Raw genomic sequence first — 19,993 nt, 5'->3', positions numbered from 1 at the left:
CGCGGTCATTTCATTCATGGTATGCAGCCTACTGCGAACGGTCTGGCAGAGGGGGGCACCAGCCTCGAAGGTAGGGCTGCCGGCGACGTGACCTGCAAGCCGATCATCATCGCCATGGGGGGAGGGGATGAAGGCCAGCCCGGGCACCAGCAGATGCCAGTCAGCCCTGCTGGCTGGCAGTGTGGTTTCTGAGCCTTGAGTCGGAGTACCTCGGTTTTACGGCCAGGGCGGGATCAACAGGGCACTGATGCTGGATGTCCAATATCCGAGGTAGGCATTGGTGTGTTCCGGATCCGGATAAAACGGTGCTGGCTTGCTAAGGGCCGATCGATTCAACAGGGTGAGCATAGCCTGGTTACATCCATTGACGCAGTTCAATAATGAGCCCGTCCGGGTCATGGATCTCGCCGCGCAGCGAGCCCCCGACGTCCAGGGGGTCTACCGCGAAGGCGACGTTGTGGCTTTTGAGGTGGGCCACCGCTTGTGCCATATCTTCCACCTCGAGGGCGATGGCCCGGTAGCCGACTCGCCATGGTGCGTCGACTGTCGGTTGTGGTGCTTTGACGGCAATGACTTCAATCCTGGTGTCGCCCAACTCGAGGAAGATCACTTCTGTCATCGGTTCGAGATTCACTGTGGTTCGGCTTTTTAGCTTGAATCCCAGTATCTCCACATAGAAATTGATGGTGGCTTCCGGGTCTTTGGGGACGATCTCGATGTGATCGATACGTTTGAACATTACTCTTACTGCCTGTTGGAATTCGAACTTCTGAAGCGGTCATTTTATCCATGTGTACTGGCGACATAAGTGAAATTATCAGGAGGGTGTGTTCTTCAAAATCGAATGTTTCGGTTTCTGGCCGCCTTGGTTTTAACGGCGGGCGCATGGGGGACGGGCACCTACGGTGGTCAGAATCTTGCCTGTCTGAGTGCGGTTTCGGTAACGAGGGGTGGTCAATGGGTCATCAATTTTGAAAGATTACGAGATAATGGATGAAATTTTGCGCACTCGAGCGTCTGTTTCTGCAGAGTTGTTATCTGGATCCGGTTTTATTGCCAAAAAATCCGCAATGCAACCCGTCCGTAACCTGGTGTTTACCCTTCGGCGGCGATTGGTGGAGTTGATTCTGGATAAGTGGGTATATGCTTTTGATTTGTAGCGCATTTTTGTTTTCTTTAACTCACGGCAATGACGGTAGCCGTGTTAAGGCCGTCCTCCAGGCTGAACCAGACTTGGGCACCCAGTTGCGCAGCGTGGCACTAACGTTGGCGCAACACTCTTCGATGGCTGTTCACGTCTGACCAGGTGTTGTTGCATCCCGCAGTGGCTTGCCAGGGGCTGCCTACACCAACTGCCGGTCGATGGCAATATGGTCAAGGTCGGAGGTTGTCGGTAAAATTACTACCATGATGATGAAGATTCACCTCCTCTTTTTTGACGGCGGCGGCTAAGCCGCATACGCCAGTCAGCCGGAACGTTGGCCAATTCGGCTAACTTCGGCACAGTTCCCTGTCGCCAGTCGTTTCTCTAAATGGATTTCCGTTTTTACCTGTCGCCATCGTGGCCGGCGGCGCTGTGGACGTGGTGTTTCGGGTTGTGAATCTGTTTGTAACAGTAAGAAAAGAAGACCTAATGAATTCAGTGATTGTAATTAATGAACTTGAGTCCTTACTGATCGCCATTGTGGTGCTGTTCCTCGGGTACTTTATCAATGGCAAGGTGCCGGTACTGAAGAGGTACAACATCCCTGAGCCTATTGTGGGCGGTTTGATCGTGGCCAGCATCATCGCCGTGATGCATCAGTATGGCATTGACCTGCAATTCCAACTGGCGATCAAAAGCACCCTGATGAAGATGTTTTTTGCCACCGTCGGCTTGGCGGCCAGCTTTAAACTGCTGGCCCAGGGTGGCTCGCGGGTGTTCCTGTTTCTGGGTCTGGCGACGGTGTTCATCCTGATTCAGAACAGCGTCGGCGTCGGACTGAGCACGCTGATGGGACTGGATCCGCTGCTGGGCCTGATTGCCGGTTCCATTACTCTGTCCGGTGGCCACGGCACCGGAGCGGCCTGGTCGCAGACCTTTGCCAGCGAGTTCGGACTGCAGACGTTGGAGTTATCCATGGCTGCGGCGACTTTTGGTCTGGTGATGGGGGGGATCATCGGCGGTCCGGTTGCTCAGCGACTGATTCGCAAACATGGTTTGAAATCGGATTTTGGTGATGGTGAGAACCACCATATCGAGCACCCGGATCTGGTGACCTACAGCGATCATGAAGAGGATCGCATCACCGCCAAGAACAGCATCGAAGTGCTGTTTATCCTGCTGCTGTGTGTGGCCAGTGCCGCTTACATTAAAACCTTTGTTGACGGTTTGGGCATCGCCTGGTTGCGGATCCCCGATTTTGTCTATGCCCTGTTTGTCGGGGTGGTGATCACCAACCTGTGTGAAGTGAGCAAGGTCTACAAGATCAACAAGGAAACGGTCGATGCCCTGGGTACCATCTCGCTGTCGCTGTTCCTGGCCATGGCGCTGATGAGCCTTAAGCTGTGGGACTTGCTGGATCTGGCGTTGCCGATGCTGGTGATTCTGTGTGTGCAGACCCTGGTGCTGGGTATGTTTGCCTACTTTGTGACCTTTAAGGTGATGGGGCGCAGTTACGATGCGGCCATCATCTCCGGCGGTCACTGCGGCTTCGGCATGGGCGCGACCCCGACGGCGGTGATGAACATGGGCTCGCTGGTGTCCCATCACGGTCCATCGCCCCAGGCGTTTATGGTGGTGCCGGTGGTGGGCGCGTTCTTCATTGATATCACCAACCTGATTGTGTTGCAGACCTACGTCAGCTTTCTGCGTTAACACCGGATTGCGATAAAAAAGGGCCAGCGTGATGCTGGCCCTTTTGAGTTTGACGGCCTGGAATTGTGGTTGCAGCGTGGCCGCTGAGTGGCGGTTACTGCACCGTATACAGCGCGTTGCCGTTGTCGTCCTGGTGCACCACGATGTTGTACACGGACACCGGTGAGTCGTTGCCGGCGGAGCCTCTGGCCGTGTTCAGTGTGACCGAGCGGGGGCCGAAGGTGGCACCGTTACCCAGATACAGGGTCACCAGCGCTTTTTCCGGTTGGTAGCCCCTGAAGTAGTTCACACCGATGGCGTAGCTGCCCTCATTAACCCGGTCGCAGGCGACAAAGTAGTTCTCCGGCCCGACCGCCGTCGTGTCATCCACATCCAGGGTGCCGTCTTCACCGGTTTTGTTGCGGTAGTAGACGTGACTGCCACCGGGTTCAAACACATGCAGGTCGACGTCAGGTTGATCGCCCCAGGACAGGGTGGCCCGAATGGCGCCTTCGCCGGCAATGACCTCTGGGTAGGTCAGTTGCTCTGACAGGGCGGTAATGGCGGCGTTGATTCGGGCCCGCGAAGGCAACCGGCCGTCAAAGTAGCTACTCAGAAAGCTATGGTTAAGCAGCTCCCTGGTGTCGTTGAGCAGGCCGGGATCGTTGTCGATGTTGGCAGCCATCACGGTTTCGGTGAGCCGCAACAGGTTGATGACCCGGTCATCGTCGGCGGTGACGTAGTCCGCGCCATTGACGGTGGTCGCGGCGGGTGATGCCACCCCGTAGTAGTTGATGCTGTCGGCGTACTGTGGGTGCTTGTTCAGGGTGGCGGCGATGGCGGTGTTGGTGAACAGGTTGCCCTGGCTGTGGGCCACCACCAGCACCCGGCGACCATTGATCAGGGCATCGGAATAGAGGCGGCTGTGGTTGGTGTTGACCAAATCGCCGTCGGCCATGGCATCGGCGGCCACTTCAGCCAGACTGTCTCCGAGTTCCTGCAGCAGCTCATCGGTCAACAGGGCGGCCACCAGGTTGCCCCGGGTCAGGGCGACGGTGACGGTGGCCCGAATTTCATCGTTGGATAGGCCTGAACGCAACAGGTCGTACACCATATAGGCGATGCTGCCGTCCGGATCCTCACTGAGCTTCTGTTGAAACACCTGTACCACGTCGGTAACAAAGCCCTGACTGTAGTTGTAGGCGGTTTTAAAATGGTAAGTGCTGTTTTCCTCGGCCTGTTCCAGCGGGGATTGGTACACCTTGAGCAACAGTGCCGTCACCTCCTGAGCCTCATTGAGGGTGGTATTGATGCCATTGGCAAAATAAACATTGGTTTGTTTATCGCCGGTAATGGCGTTGCTGCAGCCATTGAGGCTGGCCTGTACCGCCACAGGAAAACTGAATGCGCTGATGGCGAGGGTAGTAATAAGGGCGTTATTCATCATTTTTCCTGCTTATTCCTGAGGTAAACGGCAATCCAGTGTGGCGGGGTCGATACTGTCGCTGACGGTGCCCATTCTGGCGCGGTTAAACGCCTCGTAGGCCCGTTGACGCTCGCGGGTATTGAGTATTAATGCCCGCAGCTGCGCCGTATTCCTGGGCGAGTCCATGCCGTAGAACTCAACAAAACAGGCACTCATTTTGGCCATCTCCTGAGTGGCCAGAGTCTGTTTGATGTCGTCATCTGTCACGCCGGCGGCGACCACCTCGGCAAACTGACTGGCGCCCAATCGATACAGTTCGCGTTCCGGTTTTGACAGCGGGAACAGCGTCAGAATCTTGATCTCAACATCGTCGCGAACGCCGTCCCGATCGGCATCGACCCCGACCACGGTGGCATCCGGTTGCGGGGGCGGCGGTGGCAGCAGGGCCTGGTCGCGCTCCTGCAGGTTGAGGCTGATGGAGTCGTTGTTGCTGTCGCCTTGGTCGTCCACGACCGTCAGGATCACCGTTACGCGCTGATCCTCTTGCAGCTCGCCGACATTGAGTTGGGCCTGTTCGTTGTTGCCGGACAGGGTGATCTGGTCGCCCTGATAGTTGCCGGTATCCAGCTGCCACTGGTAGGAGACAACCTGCCCGTCGCTGTCACCGGAGTCGGCTGCGGACAGCGTGTAGTTCTGTCGCTCAAGCAGGGAGGAGGGAGCGCTGATTTTGGCGGTGGGCAGGGCATTGTCGCTGTCGCTGTTCGAGCCGCTGCCGGAGTCATTACACCCGGCCAGCAATACCGCCAGGGAGACACCACAGAGTGCCTGGTAGAACACTTTTTGACCTGTTTGAATCATGATTTCTCTCATTGTCTGGGTAACGAGTTATCGATAAAGCCCGGCGACGTACCCGCTGGTTACATGTCGCCATGGGCGCATTCGGTTGCTGGTATTGCTACTGCTTTATCGTGTTGGCCAGAGAGGCTTGGCATTGAATCAATGCCGCGCTCTCAGATGGGAGTACTGTACAAACGGGCCGTTGACCCATCTACGAGAAAACCCGCCAGGTTTTCTCAGTGATGTGGTGGGTGTTGGCGGGGGAGAGAGCGAAAATGGCGCCAAAGGGCACCGGTTATAGACAGAGGAGCGTTGTGGAGGCGGATTAGATCAGGGTTTTTCCGGCCACGTGATCCAGGGCCGCTCGCAGGGTGGTGAGCGCTTGAATGTGCTCCGACAGCTCCACCTTGATGCCGTTCAGCTCGTGCTCGGTAATCTTGTAATCATTCAGGGCCGAAGTCAGGGCCACCTGAACGTCACCGTGTTCTTTATTCAGATCCATCCAGTCGCCCATAAAGGATTTGTAGTTGTGCTCTTTGGTGCTGGATTGGGTGTGCAGGTATTCGGGGCGCATGTGATACAGCGACATGAACTCCTCCAGAATGGGGGCATGAAGATTCTGCTCCTTCAGCGCCATCAGGAGCAGGCTGAACTCTTCGATATTCAGCTTATGCTCGGTTCTGTCCGGGTTGATCTTGTTGTGAAACGTGCTCTTTTTGATGCTTCGGCCATGGTGCTGACGAAAATGGGCCTCGACCACGGAGTAGAGGTGGTCGATGCCCATGGTTTTACTCTGGGCGTGGATGAGTTTCTGAAGTTGAAGGAGTTGCGCTTCACTCACTGCGTGTGTTCCTTTAATCGGAGTGGGGAGGTGGCGGTGAGTCCGGCCACCGCCCTCAAGGGGTTAAAACGGCGAATGCAGCTCTGCCAGGTTGCCGCTTTTCGGAGTAAACAGGTTCTGGTGCAACCGGGCGGCGAACTCGTCGGTCATGCCGGAGATGTAGTCGGCGATGACCCGGTGGCCACTGTGGCCCTGCTCGCAGGCGGCTTGCCAGCGTTTCTGGGTGGACCGGGGCAGCAGTCGATTGGGGTCGGAGGCGAAGGCCTCGAACAGCTCCATCACGATCTGCTGGCCTTTGTACTCCAGTATCTGCACCTCGGGCTTTCGAATGACGTACTGGAGTACGAACCGCTTCAGGTAGCCGAGACACTCGGCGTACGCCGGTTCGATCACCGCGTGGTGGGACAGCAGTGGCGATTCGAATTTTCCCTGTGCCACAATGCGGCTGTGGGTGACAAAGGCGTTCACCAGGGTGCCGATGGCGTCTTTTCTCAGGTGATGTTCATCGGAAAACAGTTTCTTGCCGATGGTTTCCATCTGCCCGGCCAGGTAGGTGCCGTCGATGCCGGCGATGGGTTCGGCCACGTTTTCCCGCCAGCTACGGTAGTTGACGATGCCCATAACGATGGCGTCTTCCAGGTCGTGGACCGAATAGGCGATGTCGTCCGCCAGCTCCATGATGGAGCAGTCCAGCGAGTGGAATTGAGCCCGCTGCTGGCCCACCGGGTTGCTGCGGGTGCGGGTCAGCAACTGCCGGTCGGCGTCGCTGAACGGTTCCAGTACCCAACTCAACAGATCGGCGTCATCATCAAACACCCCTTTTCCCGGCAGCCACTGCTCCGCCTTAAGCTGGCGGAAGTTGTCCACGCCCTGGCGGGGGGCGCGGCTGCCCAGGGCACTCATCAGTACCGGGTACTTGAGAATGCCCAGCAGGGTGCGTCGGGTCAGGTTCATGCCGTACTCCCGGGTGTAGGGCTCCAGCCGGGTCAGGATGCGGAAGGTCTGGCCGTTGCCCTCAAAGCCGCCGTGGTCGCGCATCATGTAGTTCAGTGCCACCTCGCCGCCATGGCCATACGGGGGATGGCCTAGATCATGGGCCAGGCACAGCGACTCTATCAGGTTGTCACTGCCGATAAGCTCGGCAAATTCCGGTGAGTTGCGGCGCAGTTGAGCGGCAATGCCTGTGCCGATCTGGGCCGCTTCCAGCGAGTGGGTCAGGCGGGTGCGGTAGAAGTCGTTCATGCCGACCCCCAACACCTGGGTTTTGGCCTGTAGACGACGAAATGCTGCCGAATGCATGATTCTGGCCTTGTCTCGCTGCAGCGGCGAGCGTTGGTCATCCTGTCTGGGTTTGTGTTCGGCGAAGCGGCGCGCTAACCAGTGGCTGTCGATATCCATACATTCTACTCATGGCACGGGGTGGTATTAGTGTCGGTGAACTGACGCTGTTATTCAATTACTTAACAACTGGAGGCGGCAAATTTGCTGTCGAGTCTCCCGAGAGGTTCTCTCCATGGTGATTTTGCCCTGCTGGCGTACTATAAATGGACAGGCCGCTGCCCCTCTGTGCAGCCACCCGCCTGGATAAGGAGATCATGATGGCGATTCGATATCAGATACTGGGCTTTCCCATGGACAACCTGGCCCAGCCGCAGGAATTTCCCGAGCACCGACTGCCGGGGTTCAGCCAGGGGCTGACCGAGAAGCCCCTTGGGGTGGCTTTCTCCGGAGGTGGAACCCGCAGTGCCTGCTGCACCCTGGGCCAGCTCAAGGCTCTGCATGACACCGGATTGATGCAACGGGTCGGTTATCTGTCGGCGGTCTCCGGCGGCAGCTGGGCTTCGGTGCCCTATGGCTTTCTGCCACCGCATCAACTGCCGCAGTTCTGGGGCGCGATACTGCCACCGTCGCAGCTGCGAGAGAGCGAGATCCAGTCGGTGCCCGAGCGGTCATTTCAACACTGCCTGGTCAATGCCGGGGTGGTGTCCCGATTGTTCGGTGCCGCATTGAGTGGGCGGGGGGATGAAAGCTTTGCGGAGGTGATCGGTCGTATCTTCCTGACCCCGTTTGGCCTGCACCGGCCGCAGATGGCCTTCAGCTATGATCTGCATTCGGTGGCTGAGGCCTGTGAAGCCAATGCCAACCTCAGCCCGGATCAGTTTCAGCGTCTGCGCCCGGGAGCCCCCTACCTGGTGGTGGGGGCCACCCTGCTTAACGGGGATGGCATCGGGCCTACGCAGCGCTACCATGTGGAATATACCCCGTACTACAGTGGTGTGCGGGTTTCCCACCGTGACCGCGATGGCATCGGCGACGACGAGCACTTCGGTGGTGGCTACCTCAGCAGCTATGGCTACGATTGTGTCGGCCCCTACCGGGTGGAACCGGGTGAGGGTACCCTGACCCTGACGGTCAAGCGCTCACCACGCAGTCTGTTTGACTGGACCAATGAAAAGGCGTTCTCCCTGTCCGACATCATGGCCAGTTCCGGAGCGGCGCCTCAGCAGCTGGCCAATGCCCTGGGGCTGGGTGCGCTGGGGTTCCCGGAGTTCTATCATCTGCCGGTGCAGGTTCCGGATGGGGTGCAGCGACTGGCGGAGGAGTATGCCCACTCCGATGGTGGCCACATGGAGAACCTGGGGATCATGCCGTTGCTGGCCCGTGGGGTGACGCGGCTGTTGGTGTTCGTCAATACCAAGTGTCCCTACATTCCCGGTGACGACATCGAATCGACCAATATCAACAAGTCACTCAAAGCCCTGTTTGTGCCGCTGCGAGACAACTTTGGCCTGGGGCAGTTCCGGGACAACCTGGTGTTTGAGCAGGGGGAGAGTAAGCTCAATGAACTTAGGGCGTTGTTTGATGCCGGGGTACAGCGCACGCCGTTTGCCAGCATCGCCCACAAAGGCCTGTATGCGACTCAGACGCTGATCACCCGGGACAACCCGGTGTATGGCATTGCCGGGGGGCGGCGGGTTACCATTACCTGGGTCTACAACCAGCGTAGCCAGGCCTGGGAAAATGCCTTGGCGGACGAGCGGTTGGCGCAGGAGATTCGACAGCAGGGCCAGGACGACTGGGATCCCTATGGTCTGGATAACTTCCCCCACTTTGACACCTTTATGGAAAATGCCGCGGTCATCGATATGACTCCGGTACAGGCCCACCTGCTGGCCAGCCTGGCCCGTTACGTGGCCAAGCGAGCCATTGGCGATAGCTGGGGTGACGCCGGGGATTAAAGGCTGATGCAGCTGACCTCATTGGCGACGTCGTCCATGGCTTTGGCAAAGCTGGACAGGCCGGAGGAGGGAATAAACAGGTGGCGCTTGTTGTGCTGTTTGCAGAAGCGTTTAAGGCGGTAGTAAGCATCGTGGCTGATGCAATCGGTGGCGCAGATTACCGCATCGGCGGACCACAGCAGGGCATCCAGGCGCTTACGACTGTCTTCGACGCCGCCGTCGTGATGGCTGAATTCACCGTTGCAGCGTGACACCAACTCCCGGTATTGATCGGTCATGCGGTGCAGGCCGCCGACGCACAGAATTTTCTGGCCTTTCAGATCCGGACAGTCACGGCAACTGTCGGCGCTGCAACCGTTACAGGGTGACAGACTCTGCTTAACGAAGCCTTCCAGTGCCCTGGTTTCCTGTTGTTGTTGCTGCAGTTTCTGGGTCAGACCCAGCACGTTGCTTTCGCTGGCCTGCAGCTTCTGTTGCCACTGCACCTTCTGTCTGTCCAGCACTTCAACCGCGCTGGTTTTGCTGGCCAGTTCGTTGCGAAGCTGCTGCAGTTGAGAGGAATGGTTGTGGGGCGCATCCTGCTGCGCCAACACCTGGTTGTGTTCCTTCAGGCGCAGATTTTCGGCCTTCAGATCGGCCAGTTGCTGCTGCATTAGCTGCAACTGCCGGTCCTTGTCGGAGATGGTCTGATGGGCTTTTTGTTGGCTCTTATCCAGTGATTTTTTCAGCGCCACCAACTCTTTTTCAGCGTCGTGAAGACGTTTCAGATCCGCCCGCTGGCCGGCGCCGATCTGGTGGGAAAGCATGTGAATCGCCTCGTAGGCCATGTCCTGGGTGGGCAGATCGCACAGTGGGTGGGTCAGCAGAGCCCACAGGGCTTCGGCGCTGGCACCCCGTTCAATGTGCTGTTGCCAGACCCGTTTCAGCTCATCGCGGCATTTGACCTGGCCGAATCGCTTGATGGCGGCGGCAAACTTCCTATCCAGATGTTTTTGCACCGCCACAGACAGGCGGTGCTTGCTGTCACAGTTGGAGACCACCCAGGTGTGCAGCCAATAGTCACTTTTTCTGGCCACCTCGTTGTCGGCAATTTTTTCCGCCAGTTTGCGGATCTCGGTGGTGGTCAGGCAGGTGCCGATCACGGGGCACAGCAGCTTGCTGGTCAGCTCCCACAGTTTGCGCTTGCCTTTGAAGCTACTCAGGATCAGTGCACCTGTAGCCGTGGTTTGAGCATCACACATGCTGTTGCCTCACTCGATATGGCTGGTTGATTCGGATTGAGTCGTTAGTGGCAACAGTGTAACGGTTGCACACATCTTGTCAATGATAATCATTATCATTTGATGGCTGGTGTTTGGCACAGACTGGCCCGGGTAGCGGGCCCCTGATAGAGTACGCTTTTCTCCATAAAAGTAAGGATGGCCGTTATGTTGACTCGATTCCTGGTCATCTGGTTGTTGGTTGGCCTCAGCGGTGCCGTTTGGGCGCAGAAGCCGCCGTTTCCCCGTATCGCCGCCCTAACGCCGCATTCGGTTGAGCTGTTGTATCAGGTCGGGGCGGGGGATCAGATCATTGCCACCATTGACTACGCGGATTATCCGCAAGCGGCCAGGCAGATACGGCGTATCGGCCGCCATGATGAACTGGATTTTGAAGCTTTGGTGCAGTTGCAGCCAGACTTGGTGGTGTTGGGGATAAGCGATACCTCACGGCATTTTGTCGAACGACTCAACGCGTTGGGGTTAACGGTGGTCGATACCAGCGTTGCCAGTATCGCCGACATTGGTCCGCTGATGGCCTCACTGGGGCAACAAACCGGCCATCCGCAGCAGGGGCAGCGCGCTGCGGCGGCATTCACCGAGCAGTATCAACGTTTGCTGGATCGCTATCAGCACCGCGCCCCGGTGACGGTCTTCTACCAACTGTGGTCGACGCCACTGATGACCGCTTCCAGCGCCTGGATGGATGAGCTGATCGGCAGTTGTGGTGGTGTCAATCTGTTTGCCGATGCCAGCGCCGAGTACCCGCAAGTGAGCATCGAGCAGGTGATCAGCGCGTCGCCCCAGGTGTTGATTGTGCCCACCAATCATGGGCTCGGTGGCAACAGCATCGCCATGTGGCAGCAGTGGTCGGAGATTCCGGCTATTGATAAGGGCCTGGTGTTTGAGGTTAACAGTGACTGGCTACATCGCACCGGGCCGAGGATTTTGCTGGGGATGGAGCAGTTGTGTCAGTCGTTGGACCAGGCTCGGGAGGTGTTGCGGTCAAAAAAAGAGGCCCCGATGTAACGGGGCCAAGGTAATGGCTGGGTCAAACTGGATCAGAGTACCGAACTGCTAGGGATGGGGGGTCCTCGCTGATCCGCCGAAGACGGGTGCGCAACCGGGAAGTGTGAGCCGGTTGTCACGGTATTGCCGGGTTTCTTCCGTGAATGCGTTCCTCCTTGATGGGCAAGTGGGCTCGAGTCGATGGCAACAGAGGAAGGGCCGGGTAGGGACGGGATTGACTCACGGGAGCAGTTGCGTCCAAGGAGATGCGAGACAATCCATTCTGACTTCCTTGCCCTGAGCCTATGCAGGCATCGCGGTGACACTCCAAGTATAAGAGAGATGCCGGGCTTATCCTGTCAGTGACTAGAACGATTCGGAATAAGCTTACCCTTTGATTTTGGTGACATTTATCCGTCATTAAATTGTCGAATGACAGTTTTTTGACTGGGAGGCTAACTGTCGGAATCGTTGGAGGTAATCAGGTGATCCACCGAACAGTCGCTGTCTTCACCGAACCATTGGTGCAGTATGGCCATCTCCGGATAGCGATCGCAGACCGATTTCACGCTCTCTTCCATGCGCGCCAGGGCGTCACCAAATTCGACGGCGTTGCCAAAGGCCACCTCCAGCCGGCACTTCAGATAGGCGGAATAGATGTCGCAGGCTTTCACCAGCTCCTGCTCGATGCCGCCGGGATTAAAGGCCTCCTCAATGGCTCCGTGCAGCGCCGGCGGCGCGGTCTGTAGGATGCGTTTTTCTGCTGCCCGCTCCAGCTGCTTGAATTCGTTGTACAGGGTGTCGTTGGCCCGTTTGACCGGGGTGACCACGTCGCCGGTAATGGTCTCTGACATGTCGTGAAGCAGGGCGTGGGAGAGCATTTTGCTCAGATCCACTTGCCGCCCTTGCTGTTCGGCGATCTTACCGGTGAGAAAGGTCAGGATGCCAACGATGGCCGAGTGCTCCAGTACCGATTCCGGCTGCATCGAATACATCAGGCTCCAGCGCTTCAGCAGCCGTTGCCGCAGGGCGAGGTTTAAAAACTTGTGGCTCATGTCGGGCTCCTTGGGTCATCAGCGCTGCGGGCTGATCGACAAAAAAGCGCCCTTGGGCGCTTTTTGAAAAACGGGTTGGCTCAGTCTATCACTGCCGGTAGCGGCTGAGAAAGGCTTCAAATTTGTCCAGGGCCCGGCCGAGATCTTCGATGTGGGGCAGGAACACAAACCGCAGATGATCCGGTTCAGGCCAGTTAAATGCCGTACCCTGAACCAGCAGAATCTTCTCCTGCATCAGCAGATCCAACACCAGTTTTTCGTCATCGATCAGGTTGAATTTGTTTACGTCCAGCTTGGGAAAGGCGTACATCGCCCCCTTCGGACGGGTGCAACTGACACCATCGATGGCGTTGAGGCGGTCCACCACCAGATCCCGCTGTTCCAGCAACCGGCCGCCGGGCAGAATCAGCTCCTTGATACTTTGGTAGCCGCCCAGCGCGGTTTGAATGGCATGCTGCACCGGCACGTTGGCGCACAACCGCATCGACGCCAGCATCTCTAACCCCTCGATGTAGTTCTTGGCGATGCCACGGTTGCCGGTCAGTACCATCCAGCCAGCCCGGAAACCGGCGGCCCGGTATACCTTGGACAGGCCATTGAAGGTGATGATCAGCAGGTCGTCTGCCAGGGTGCAGGTGGGGATGTGCTCGGCACCGTCGTAGAGGATCTTGTCGTAGATCTCGTCGGAGAACACCACCAGGTTGTGCTCACGGGCAATCTGCAGCAGTTCCAGTAGCACCTCTTTGCTGTAGACCGCGCCGGTGGGGTTGTTGGGGTTAATCAATACCAGCGCCTTGGTGCGCGGGGTGATCTTGGCCCGAATGTCGTCCAGATCCGGAAACCACTCCGCCTGTTCGTCGCAGCGGTAGTGACGGGCGGCGCCGCCCGCCAGATGGACGGCGGCGGTCCATAGCGGGTAGTCCGGTGCCGGTACCAGCACTTCATCGCCGTTGTTGAGCAGGCCCTGCATCGCCATCACAATCAGCTCTGAGACGCCGTTGCCGATGTAAACGTCGTCCACATCCAGATCGTGGATGCCCATCTGCTGGAAATAGTGCACCACTGCCTTGCGGGCAGAAAACAGCCCTTTGGCATCACAATAGCCCTGGCTTTCAGGCAGGTTGTGAATGACATCGCGGACAATCTCCTCCGGGGCCTCGAAACCAAAGGGGGCGGGGTTGCCGATGTTCAGCTTCAGAACCCGGTGGCCCTCCTCTTCCAGTCGTTTCGCTTCCCGAGCCACCGGACCACGGATGTCATAACAGACGGTGCTGAGTTTGTCGGACTTTAATATAGGATGCATGGCCACAGGTACCTCTTAGCGGCAGAGAGGGGGAAGAGTGTGGTTAAGTTAGCGGATTATGCTGGCTAAAGAAAGCCTTGAAACAAAGGGCTTTGGCAGCGATTGGCGTGAGTATCCCGGCCATGAATGGTGTTATTCACTGCCGGCTTTGGGGGTTGCTGGCGTTACCTTGGGGTCGTCGTCTGATTTGCCTCCTTTATACTCTGATTTTCAGAGGTTTCTGATTGGATGACTTTTCACCGTTGTTAAGGTATAACACGCCCTCTGTGCAGGTCATACCAGATGGAGAGATATGGCAATCCCGGTTTCGGCGGCAACGTTTCGCCGCATTATGAATCTTTGGCCACCGCTGCTGTTCAGTAGCATTAAGATTGAAAAACTGGCACCGGACTACAGTTACTGCCGGGTGGCGCTCCGGGAGCGCCCGTGGAACCGCAACATCAACCGCAGCCATTATGGTGGCAGCCTGTTTTCCATGACCGACCCCTTCTATGCCCTGTTGCTGATGGGGAAACTGGGGCGGGGCTACCGGGTTTGGGACAAATCCGCCGACATCGATTTTATTAAGCCCGGCAAGGGACGGTTGACGGCAGAGTTTGTCATCGATGAAGCCACCATCCGTCAGGTGCGCCAGGCTACCGCCGATGGCAGTAAATACCTGCCGAAGTTCGTGGTGGAGGTGAAAGATGGTCGCGGTGAGGTGGTGTGTCGCTTGACCCGGGTGCTGTATGTGCGCAAGGTGTTTGCCGGTCAAGATAAAAAGGCGGCATAAAAAAACGGACCCTGGGGTCCGTTTTTTTTGTGTGGCTGGAAAACCGGGCTTACGCCAGCTCCGCCAGGCACATCTCTTCGTAGATCTGCTTAACCCAGGCGTCGACACGGCTTTCGGTCAGCTCGGGCTGGCGATCTTCATCGATGCCCAGGCCCACAAAGGTGTTGTCATCAACCAGCGCCTTGGAGGCTTCAAACTCAAAGCCTTCGGTGGAGGTGTGGCCAACGATGATGCCGCCGCGATCGCGAACGATGTCACCCACCATACCCATGGCATCGAGGAAGTACTCGGCGTAATCCTCTTGATCGCCACAACCAAAGATGGCAACCAGCTTATCGGTAAAGTCGATCTGCTCCAGTTCGGGGAAGAAGTCGTCCCAGTCACACTGGGCTTCGCCGTAGTACCAGGTCGGAATGCCGAACAGCAGCAGGCTGAACTCATCAATCTCTTCTTTGGTGCTTTTAGCGATATCTTTTACATCACACATTGCACCCAGTTTTTTCTGGATCATCTTGGCGACGGCTTCGGTGTTGCCAGTGTCGCTGCCAAAAAACAGACCTACGCTTGCCATTTATCTACCTATTTGTTCGTCAATAACTGCGGCTGACAGAGTGTCATCAGCCTTACCAACTTGTTGAAACTGTTTCAGAAGAATGGACTCTATCAATTGCCCGCGACTGACGTTGTCCAGGGTCGCCTGCTCATTTAATGCAGTATAGAGTTCATCGGAAACTTTAAGTTCAATTCGTTTCAACCCCATGGTGCGGTCACGCTGGATCTGATTGCGCTTGTTGACTCGCAGTTGCTCTTTTCGGGGCAACGGGTTGCTTCTGGGTCTGCCGCGACGCTTTTCAGTCGCGAACAGATCCATGGTGGTTCTATCCGTCTTTTCTACTGCCATGCATTGTCGCTACTTAACCAATCCCGGCCCCTTCCCATACCAGCTGAATAATGCCTTTGGCGATAAAGCCGGCACAGCCGAGAAAGAGCACGAGCCAGACGATGCCACGACCAAATGGGGGAACATCGCCTTTGTTTAATACGTCCCGGATCGACATTCCAATCAGAAAGAACACCGCTGCAAAAAACAGGTTTAACCCTACTGCTTCGAGCTGTGCTACGTCTGTGACTAACATCCTTTTACCATCCTGGCGAAACCGGCGGGCTACTATAGCATAACCTCACAGGGGTTAGAACGGTTTTCAGCGGTAAGTTATCATAGCAATCGCAGGGGATTTACCCTTGATAAGGCGCTAGAAACTGGGTCACATGGCGGTTGAACTGGTCGGGCTTTTCGGCGTGCAGCCAGTGGCCGGTGCCGGTGATGATCCGCGCCTTTGCCTGGGGAAAACGACGGCCGATCTCCGGTCGGTGTTCTGGCAGCAGGTAGTCGGATCGTTCCCCTTTCACAAACAGCACCGGGCCAGGATAGGGCGGGTGCTCCGGCAGGGGGCCGATGATGTCCGGGTAGTGATGGACAATGGCACCAATGTCCAGCTGCCAGTGGTAGTGACCATCAGCATCCGGGCGCAGGTTTTTCAGCAAAAAGGCACTGGTTCCGCTGTCAATGCCGGCCTGGTTGAAGCTCTGCAGGGCAGATTTTCGGGTCAGTTGCGGCTGGTGATTCAGTTCGGTCAGGGTGGCGAGCACCGATTGATGGCGCTGGGTCTGATACCCCACCGGGGCGATGTCGGCCACCACCAGGGCGCTCACCTGTTGCGGATGGGACTGGGCGTAGGTCATGGCCACCTTGCCCCCCAGTGAGTGCCCCACCAGGGCCCAGCGGTCGAGGCCCAGCTGCTGGCGCAGTTGCTCCAGTGCCTTGGCCATGTTGGCCAGCGACATGGGGTAGCCCATGACCGAACGGCCGTGGTTGGGCAGGTCAACCCGAATGACCCGCCAGTGGGCGGCCTGAAGCGCCGTTCCCAGACGGCCTAAATTATCGGCATTTCCAAACAGCCCGTGGATCAACACCACGGCGGGCCCGTGTCCCTGGTCGATGAAGTTCAGCATAGCGTCCTGATGCGAAGTGCTTTGATGGCGCAAATTGTGCTGACGCAAACGGCAAAATGCAAACGGTGGCGTAGCCTGATTTCGTCTGGTGTGGTTATAATGCCTGTCGACATCAACCCGGCGATCGGAAAGCCCATGAAATATATCGAAATCGACGACGAACTGTATAGCCACATTGCCAGTAACACTCAGCGTATTGGCGAGAGTGCCTCAGACATTTTGCGTCGTTTGCTGAATCTGCAGACGAGCAACGTAGAGGCGGCCATTCCCGAGCAGATCAGTCAGCCGGGGCTGGAACAGCGCAGCAGTGTCGTGGTTGAGGAGGCGCCTCAGCTGGAAGTGCGCTCCCGGGTCGCCGAAGCGGGCCAGTTCAGTGAATTGCTGGACGATGCACTGCTGACACAGCAGAAGGGGGCGGTTGGTCGCTTCCTGTATCTGCTGGACGCCCTGTACCGGCAGCAACCGGAAGCGTTTTCTGGTGTGCTGGAGATTCGCGGCCGTGACCGGCTCTACTTTGCCACCAGCAAAGAGGAGCTGCTGTCGGCCAGTAAGACCGCCAATCCCAAGCAGATCGGTGACAGCACCTATTGGGTGACGTCCAACAACAATACCGCCAAGAAGCGCACACTGCTGAAGTCGGTGGCGGTAAAACTGGGTTGCCCCGATGAGGTCGCCCAGGACGTTGCAGCACGCATTTAAAGTCGCTAACGTTAAGTACATCGAAGCACGGACGCGTTACGCAGGACAATAATCTATGGCACACCACTCCCGAGCTGGCCAGACGGCCAGCCCGGCTGATGTCACTGACATCAGTCATCTGGTCAGCAGTTACTACACCCTGAAACCCAATGCCAAGCATGCCTCAGAACGAGTCAGTTTTGGTACCTCCGGCCATCGAGGCTGCGCCTTCAGTCGCTCGTTTAACGAGTCACACATTCTGGCGATTGCTCAAGCGGTGGTGGACTACCGCAAGATGCAGGGGTTTGACGGTCCCATGTACCTGGGATTTGATACCCATGGGCTGAGCCAGCCGGCGTTCACCTCGGTGTTGCAGGTGCTGGCGGCCAACGGCGTAACCGCCCGGGTTCAAGAGGGGCGGGGTTTTGTGGCAACGCCGGTGATCTCCCATGCCATTTTGGATCATAATCGCCAGGGCGGCGATCGGGCCGACGGTCTGATTCTGACCCCGTCCCACAATCCGCCGCAAGACGGCGGCATTAAGTACAACCCGCCCCATGGCGGTCCGGCGGATACCGATGCCACTGGCTTCATTGCCGAGCGGGCTAACGCCTACCTGAGCGATGGCCTGAGCGGCGTGCAGCAGGTCAGCCTGGATGTGGCCATGGCTACCGGCCTGATTGAATCGGTCGACATGATCGGTACCTACGTCGATCACCTTGCCGGTGTCATCGATTTTGACGCCATTCGCGGCGCCAAGCTGAAGATTGGTGTCGACCCCATGGGCGGCTCCGGTGTGCATACCTGGCCACGGATTGCGGCCAAGTACAACATCGACATCGAGGTGGTTAATCCTGTAGTGGATGCGGCGTTTGCCTTTATGCCACTGGACAAAGACGGCAAGATTCGTATGGATTGCTCGTCGCCCTTTGCCATGACCAACTTGCTGAAGATCAAAGACGATTTTGACATCAGCATCGGTAACGACCCGGATTTCGACCGCCACGGCATTGTGTGTCGCGATGGTGGTTTGATGAACCCCAACCATTACCTGGCGGTGGCCATCGACTATCTGCTGGGGCACCGGCCAAATTGGCGCGGCGATCTGCCTGTGGGCAAGACGTTGGTATCGTCTGCCATCATCGATCGGGTCGTGGCCAGCCATGGCCGGCAGCTGATGGAGGTGCCGGTGGGCTTTAAGTGGTTTGTGTCCGGTCTGCATCAGGGCAATCTGGCGTTCGGCGGCGAAGAGAGTGCCGGTGCCAGCTTCCTCGATAAGCAGGGGCAGGCGTTCTCCACCGATAAGGACGGCTTTATCCTGGGGCTGCTGGCGGCCGAGATTCTGGCGGTCACCGGCCAGTCGCCGGCGGCGCAGTATCGACAGTTGGAGCAGAAGTTTGGTCAGGCATTTTATCGCCGCCTCGATGCACCGGCCAATGATGCTCAGAAGAGTTTGCTCAAGGCGATGGAGCCGGAGCAGGTGCACTCCGATACCCTGGCGGGTGAAGCCATTGTGGCGCGCCTGACCCAGGCTCCCGGTAATGGTGCCGCCATCGGTGGTCTGAAGGTGGTCACCGAAAACGGCTGGTTTGCGGCCCGCCCGTCCGGTACCGAAGCCATCTATAAGATCTATGCCGAAAGCTTGAAAAGCGAGGCTCACCTTGAGCAACTGCTCGAGGACGCCAAGGCGCTGGTCAGTGCGGTGTTTGACGCGGAGTAGTCCGACCATCAAACACAAAAAATACAAAAAACGGCAGCCCTGAGGCTGCCGTTTTATTTTGTTGGATAGTGTTGCGGCCGGTGCGGTATCAGCACTGGCTGCGGCAGGATCTGTACTGGTTTTTGCAGTAGCGTTCGCTGGTGCCCGACTCCACGCAGGCGTTGTGCTCCATCATGCACTCCCAGGCGCAGCTGTTCATGGCTGAGGCACTGAAGATGGAGGCGCCAAAGGCGGCGCCCCGGTTGCTGGCCTTCATGCCACAGCGATTGATTTATGGCCGTACTTGCTGCAAGTTCAGTCGATGTTTTTCTCCGGGAGATGCGGTAATGACAAAGGGAAGCGTCTTGGGTATGAGATCACTGACGCCGGATGATGAAATCTGGCTGTTCGATCTGGAACGGGATCCGGAGGTGATGCGTTACACCGACCGTGATCCGCAGACCCTGGCACAGATTCAGCAGCAGATGCCGGCCCTGTTGGCCGGTTATGACAATCCTGATGGCCTCAAGCTGTGGGTGGTGACGCATCCACAACTGGGCGACATCGGTACCGTGGCATTCTACCCAGGGGAGTCGGGGCTGTATGAAGTGGGGTACAAGCTGGGGCGTCGCCACTGGGGCCAAGGCCTTGGCTGCGGCGCCATGGCGGTGCTGATGGGCTGGGTGGCGGAGCATCATCCTGACGACCGTCTGGTGGCAGAGGCCTTTGAGCGTAACACCGCCTCGACCAGGATATTGCAGCGGTTTGGTTTTATCCTGACCAGGCGTTTTTTCAATGAGGAGCGTCAGTTGTGGGACCAGCAATTTGAGCGTCCGAGCATCAATGAACTTCCATTGGGGGAGTGACCGCGCCTTTCGCTGTAACCAAAGCCACTGGGCCCTCGCGTTCGCAAGGGCGACACCTTTCTCCTTCGTTGTGCCCGTGCACGCGGGAAGCCAGTGTCTGTCGCTTTTGTCATTCTTGCGTAGGCGAGAATCCAGAGTCTTTGCTCGTATCAAAACCAAAG

21 protein-coding genes are annotated in these 19,993 nt (G+C 57.4%); 8 read left to right on the top strand and 13 right to left on the bottom strand.

Going from position 1 to position 19,993, the window contains the following annotated elements:
• Positions 1–21: 21 nt before the first annotated feature.
• Entirely contained in the window at positions 22–192 is a 171-nt protein-coding gene (locus tag BLT77_RS20250) for a hypothetical protein (protein ID WP_176819234.1), read from the top strand.
• 163 nt (positions 193–355) lie between these two features.
• On the opposite strand, the gene BLT77_RS07910 is transcribed toward BLT77_RS20250, so the two are convergent.
• Positions 356–739, bottom strand: a complete 384-nt coding sequence (locus BLT77_RS07910) for a VOC family protein (protein ID WP_090364495.1) — start codon at positions 737–739, stop codon at positions 356–358.
• Positions 740–1,633: 894 nt separating this feature from the next.
• Here BLT77_RS07910 and gltS point away from each other — a divergent pair.
• A complete protein-coding gene (gene gltS / locus BLT77_RS07905) occupies positions 1,634–2,857 on the top strand; it encodes a sodium/glutamate symporter (RefSeq protein ID WP_090364492.1) in 1,224 nt (407 codons plus the stop codon).
• A gap of 94 nt (positions 2,858–2,951) precedes the next feature.
• On the opposite strand, the gene BLT77_RS07900 is transcribed toward gltS, so the two are convergent.
• From BLT77_RS07900 to BLT77_RS07885, 4 genes are all read right to left on the bottom strand, one after another.
• Positions 2,952–4,283 (bottom strand): YfaP family protein, encoded by a 1,332-nt coding sequence (locus tag BLT77_RS07900; protein WP_143026583.1) that lies wholly within the window; start codon positions 4,281–4,283, stop codon positions 2,952–2,954.
• Positions 4,284–4,292: 9 nt separating this feature from the next.
• Complete coding sequence (locus BLT77_RS07895; RefSeq protein WP_090364487.1) at positions 4,293–5,120, bottom strand: PKD domain-containing protein; 828 nt, start codon at positions 5,118–5,120, stop codon at positions 4,293–4,295.
• Between the two features lie 304 nt (positions 5,121–5,424).
• Complete coding sequence (locus BLT77_RS07890) at positions 5,425–5,940, bottom strand: phage regulatory CII family protein (protein ID WP_090364484.1); 516 nt, start codon at positions 5,938–5,940, stop codon at positions 5,425–5,427.
• Between the two features lie 63 nt (positions 5,941–6,003).
• Positions 6,004–7,338, bottom strand: a complete 1,335-nt coding sequence (locus BLT77_RS07885) for an anti-phage deoxyguanosine triphosphatase (protein ID WP_090364481.1) — start codon at positions 7,336–7,338, stop codon at positions 6,004–6,006.
• Positions 7,339–7,484: 146 nt separating this feature from the next.
• On the opposite strand from BLT77_RS07885, the gene BLT77_RS07880 reads away from it, so the two are divergent.
• Entirely contained in the window at positions 7,485–9,179 is a 1,695-nt protein-coding gene (locus BLT77_RS07880; RefSeq protein WP_090364478.1) for a patatin-like phospholipase family protein, read from the top strand.
• Here BLT77_RS07880 and BLT77_RS07875 read toward each other — a convergent pair.
• Complete coding sequence (locus BLT77_RS07875; protein WP_090364475.1) at positions 9,176–10,420, bottom strand: DUF2325 domain-containing protein; 1,245 nt, start codon at positions 10,418–10,420, stop codon at positions 9,176–9,178. The genes BLT77_RS07880 and BLT77_RS07875 overlap by 4 nt on opposite strands.
• A gap of 186 nt (positions 10,421–10,606) precedes the next feature.
• On the opposite strand from BLT77_RS07875, the gene BLT77_RS07870 reads away from it, so the two are divergent.
• The gene (locus BLT77_RS07870; protein WP_176819233.1) at positions 10,607–11,467 is read left to right on the top strand and encodes a cobalamin-binding protein; all 861 of its coding nucleotides are present in this window, start codon (positions 10,607–10,609) and stop codon (positions 11,465–11,467) included.
• A 434-nt stretch (positions 11,468–11,901) separates the two neighbouring features.
• Here the strand turns inward: BLT77_RS07870 and yfbR are convergent, their stop codons facing one another.
• Together yfbR and BLT77_RS07860 are read right to left on the bottom strand one after the other, a co-directional pair.
• The gene (yfbR, locus tag BLT77_RS07865) at positions 11,902–12,501 is read right to left on the bottom strand and encodes a 5'-deoxynucleotidase (protein ID WP_090364468.1); all 600 of its coding nucleotides are present in this window, start codon (positions 12,499–12,501) and stop codon (positions 11,902–11,904) included.
• An 88-nt stretch (positions 12,502–12,589) separates the two neighbouring features.
• On the bottom strand, positions 12,590–13,804 hold the full coding sequence (locus BLT77_RS07860) for a pyridoxal phosphate-dependent aminotransferase (RefSeq protein ID WP_090364853.1): 1,215 nt from the start codon (positions 13,802–13,804) through the stop codon (positions 12,590–12,592).
• A gap of 292 nt (positions 13,805–14,096) precedes the next feature.
• Between BLT77_RS07860 and BLT77_RS07855 the strand changes: the two genes are divergently transcribed.
• On the top strand, positions 14,097–14,576 hold the full coding sequence (locus tag BLT77_RS07855) for a DUF4442 domain-containing protein (RefSeq protein ID WP_090364465.1): 480 nt from the start codon (positions 14,097–14,099) through the stop codon (positions 14,574–14,576).
• 49 nt (positions 14,577–14,625) lie between these two features.
• On the opposite strand, the gene fldA is transcribed toward BLT77_RS07855, so the two are convergent.
• The 4 genes from fldA to BLT77_RS07835 all read right to left on the bottom strand — a co-directional run bounded on the left by fldA (position 14,626) and on the right by BLT77_RS07835 (position 16,589).
• Positions 14,626–15,147 (bottom strand): flavodoxin FldA, encoded by a 522-nt coding sequence (gene fldA, locus BLT77_RS07850; protein ID WP_090364462.1) that lies wholly within the window; start codon positions 15,145–15,147, stop codon positions 14,626–14,628.
• Positions 15,148–15,477, bottom strand: a complete 330-nt coding sequence (gene ybfE / locus BLT77_RS07845) for a LexA regulated protein (RefSeq protein ID WP_090364460.1) — start codon at positions 15,475–15,477, stop codon at positions 15,148–15,150. It lies immediately after the preceding gene.
• Between the two features lie 13 nt (positions 15,478–15,490).
• Positions 15,491–15,712: a DUF2788 domain-containing protein gene (locus tag BLT77_RS07840; protein WP_028112354.1), complete on the bottom strand. Its 222-nt coding sequence runs from the start codon at positions 15,710–15,712 to the stop codon at positions 15,491–15,493.
• A gap of 100 nt (positions 15,713–15,812) precedes the next feature.
• The gene (locus BLT77_RS07835) at positions 15,813–16,589 is read right to left on the bottom strand and encodes an alpha/beta fold hydrolase (protein ID WP_090364457.1); all 777 of its coding nucleotides are present in this window, start codon (positions 16,587–16,589) and stop codon (positions 15,813–15,815) included.
• 135 nt (positions 16,590–16,724) lie between these two features.
• Here BLT77_RS07835 and seqA point away from each other — a divergent pair, with 135 nt between their 5' ends.
• Together seqA and pgm are read left to right on the top strand one after the other, a co-directional pair.
• Complete coding sequence (gene seqA, locus BLT77_RS07830) at positions 16,725–17,288, top strand: replication initiation negative regulator SeqA (protein WP_028112356.1); 564 nt, start codon at positions 16,725–16,727, stop codon at positions 17,286–17,288.
• Positions 17,289–17,343: 55 nt separating this feature from the next.
• Positions 17,344–18,987, top strand: coding sequence for a phosphoglucomutase (alpha-D-glucose-1,6-bisphosphate-dependent) (pgm, locus tag BLT77_RS07825; RefSeq protein WP_090364455.1), 1,644 nt, complete (start codon positions 17,344–17,346; stop codon positions 18,985–18,987).
• Between the two features lie 88 nt (positions 18,988–19,075).
• On the opposite strand, the gene BLT77_RS20245 is transcribed toward pgm, so the two are convergent.
• Positions 19,076–19,243: a hypothetical protein gene (locus BLT77_RS20245; protein WP_176819232.1), complete on the bottom strand. Its 168-nt coding sequence runs from the start codon at positions 19,241–19,243 to the stop codon at positions 19,076–19,078.
• Between the two features lie 94 nt (positions 19,244–19,337).
• Here BLT77_RS20245 and BLT77_RS07820 point away from each other — a divergent pair, with 94 nt between their 5' ends.
• Positions 19,338–19,832: a GNAT family N-acetyltransferase gene (locus BLT77_RS07820; RefSeq protein WP_176819231.1), complete on the top strand. Its 495-nt coding sequence runs from the start codon at positions 19,338–19,340 to the stop codon at positions 19,830–19,832.
• The last annotated feature ends 161 nt before the right edge of the window (positions 19,833–19,993 follow it).

It is taken from the genome of Ferrimonas sediminum, assembly GCF_900100175.1.
In the GTDB taxonomy this organism is placed as follows: domain Bacteria; phylum Pseudomonadota; class Gammaproteobacteria; order Enterobacterales; family Shewanellaceae; genus Ferrimonas; species Ferrimonas sediminum.
This window is presented reverse-complemented; position numbering and strand designations above follow the sequence as displayed.

Coding starts and splice junctions, on each gene's coding strand:
- seqA (WP_028112356.1), top strand. CDS start 16,725: ATGAAATATATCGAAATCGACGACGAACTGTATAGCCACATTGCCAGT.
- pgm (WP_090364455.1), top strand. CDS start 17,344: ATGGCACACCACTCCCGAGCTGGCCAGACGGCCAGCCCGGCTGATGTC.
- ybfE (WP_090364460.1), bottom strand. CDS start 15,477: ATGGCAGTAGAAAAGACGGATAGAACCACCATGGATCTGTTCGCGACT.
- fldA (WP_090364462.1), bottom strand. CDS start 15,147: ATGGCAAGCGTAGGTCTGTTTTTTGGCAGCGACACTGGCAACACCGAA.
- BLT77_RS07875 (WP_090364475.1), bottom strand. CDS start 10,420: ATGTGTGATGCTCAAACCACGGCTACAGGTGCACTGATCCTGAGTAGC.
- BLT77_RS07835 (WP_090364457.1), bottom strand. CDS start 16,589: ATGCTGAACTTCATCGACCAGGGACACGGGCCCGCCGTGGTGTTGATC.
- BLT77_RS20245 (WP_176819232.1), bottom strand. CDS start 19,243: ATGAAGGCCAGCAACCGGGGCGCCGCCTTTGGCGCCTCCATCTTCAGT.
- BLT77_RS07885 (WP_090364481.1), bottom strand. CDS start 7,338: ATGGATATCGACAGCCACTGGTTAGCGCGCCGCTTCGCCGAACACAAA.
- BLT77_RS07840 (WP_028112354.1), bottom strand. CDS start 15,712: ATGTTAGTCACAGACGTAGCACAGCTCGAAGCAGTAGGGTTAAACCTG.
- yfbR (WP_090364468.1), bottom strand. CDS start 12,501: ATGAGCCACAAGTTTTTAAACCTCGCCCTGCGGCAACGGCTGCTGAAG.
- gltS (WP_090364492.1), top strand. CDS start 1,634: ATGAATTCAGTGATTGTAATTAATGAACTTGAGTCCTTACTGATCGCC.
- BLT77_RS07880 (WP_090364478.1), top strand. CDS start 7,485: ATGGACAGGCCGCTGCCCCTCTGTGCAGCCACCCGCCTGGATAAGGAG.
- BLT77_RS20250 (WP_176819234.1), top strand. CDS start 22: ATGCAGCCTACTGCGAACGGTCTGGCAGAGGGGGGCACCAGCCTCGAA.
- BLT77_RS07870 (WP_176819233.1), top strand. CDS start 10,607: ATGTTGACTCGATTCCTGGTCATCTGGTTGTTGGTTGGCCTCAGCGGT.
- BLT77_RS07820 (WP_176819231.1), top strand. CDS start 19,338: ATGAGATCACTGACGCCGGATGATGAAATCTGGCTGTTCGATCTGGAA.
- BLT77_RS07910 (WP_090364495.1), bottom strand. CDS start 739: ATGTTCAAACGTATCGATCACATCGAGATCGTCCCCAAAGACCCGGAA.
- BLT77_RS07860 (WP_090364853.1), bottom strand. CDS start 13,804: ATGCATCCTATATTAAAGTCCGACAAACTCAGCACCGTCTGTTATGAC.
- BLT77_RS07855 (WP_090364465.1), top strand. CDS start 14,097: ATGGCAATCCCGGTTTCGGCGGCAACGTTTCGCCGCATTATGAATCTT.
- BLT77_RS07900 (WP_143026583.1), bottom strand. CDS start 4,283: ATGATGAATAACGCCCTTATTACTACCCTCGCCATCAGCGCATTCAGT.
- BLT77_RS07895 (WP_090364487.1), bottom strand. CDS start 5,120: ATGATTCAAACAGGTCAAAAAGTGTTCTACCAGGCACTCTGTGGTGTC.